Raw genomic sequence first — 1,297 nt, 5'->3', positions numbered from 1 at the left:
GCCGCGGCGATCCAGGGCAGCGGCTCGTGGCAGTTGCCGCAGCGAGGTTTTCCTTCCCCTGCTGCCGGGATGTTGTTGGTCTTGCCGCAGTTCGGGCACTTCACCTTTTCGGATCCCATGACCAGTTACCTCTTCTCAGGCCGCCGCGAAGGCGGGTTCGGCATACGCGACGGCAAGCTCGCCGCCGTCCACCGTGACGCTGATGGTGCCGTCCGGTTTGATCTCGCCGCGCAACAGTGCACGGCCGATCTTGGTTTCGACCTCGTGTGCGATGTATCGGCGCAGCGGCCGCGCACCGTAGACAGGGTCGAACCCGTGTTCGGCGATCAGTCGGCGTGCCTCCGGCGTGATTTCCAGGTGTATCTGTCTCTCCGACAACCTGTTTCGAAGGTCGGTGAGTTGCAGTTCCACTATGTACTCGATCTGGGGCAGGGTGAGTGGGGAGAACAGCACGATGTCGTCGACCCGGTTGAGGAATTCGGGGCGGAAATGCCCGCGCAGTTCTGCCATCACCCGTTCCCTGGCGTCCGGCTTGATTTCGCCGTCGGCTGTGACCCCGTCGAGGAGATGCTGGGATCCGATGTTGGAGGTCATGATGATCACCGTGTTCCGGAAATCGACTTGCCTCCCTTGAGAATCGGTGATCCGGCCGTCGTCGAGCACCTGCAGCAGGGTATTGAAGACGTCGGCGTGGGCCTTCTCGATCTCGTCGAAGAGCACCACGGAGTACGGCTTACGCCGCACCGCCTCGGTGAGCTGGCCACCTTCGTCGTACCCGACGTATCCGGGAGGTGCACCGATGAGCCGACTCACCGTGTGCCGTTCCTGGTACTCGCTCATATCGAGGCGCACCATGTTGTCTTCACTGTCGAATAGGGCGCTGGCCAATGTCTTTGCAAGCTCGGTCTTTCCGACGCCCGTCGGGCCCAGGAAAATGAACGAACCGATCGGTCGACGAGGATCACGGATACCGGACCTCGCCCGGATCACAGCGTCCGCGACCAGTTGCACCGCCTCGTCCTGACCGACGACCCGCTCGTGCAGGATCTCGTCGAGCTTCAACAACTTCTCCCGCTCACCTTCTTGCAGCCGGGCGACCGGGATACCCGTCCATGCGGCCACGATCTCTGCGATCTCGTCTTCGGTGACCACTTCACGCAGCAACGGATTTCGGCCTTGTCTGGTGGCCAGTTGCTCCTCCGCCGCCTCGAGCCGGCGTTCGAGCTCGGTGATCTCGCCGTATCGCAACTCGGCTGCCCGATTGAGGTCGTAGTTGCGTTCGGCGGCCTCGGCCTCG

General features: G+C 62.7%; 1 protein-coding gene and 1 pseudogene. Both read right to left on the bottom strand.

Annotated elements, in window-relative coordinates; genetic code table 11:
• Positions 1–119: pseudogene (locus ATN38_RS33050) on the bottom strand (thiol reductase thioredoxin); the annotation flags it as partial.
• 16 nt (positions 120–135) lie between these two features.
• Positions 136–1,297: AAA family ATPase (locus ATN38_RS00055; protein WP_218747374.1), on the bottom strand; the 1,162-nt coding region annotated here is incomplete at its 5' end.

The sequence above is a fragment of the Rhodococcus sp. FH8 genome (assembly GCF_019266085.1).
In the GTDB taxonomy this organism is placed as follows: Bacteria; Actinomycetota; Actinomycetes; order Mycobacteriales; family Mycobacteriaceae; genus Rhodococcus_F; species Rhodococcus_F qingshengii.
The sequence above is the reverse complement of the archived record's forward strand: the minus strand, read 5'-3'. Positions and strand labels throughout refer to the sequence as shown.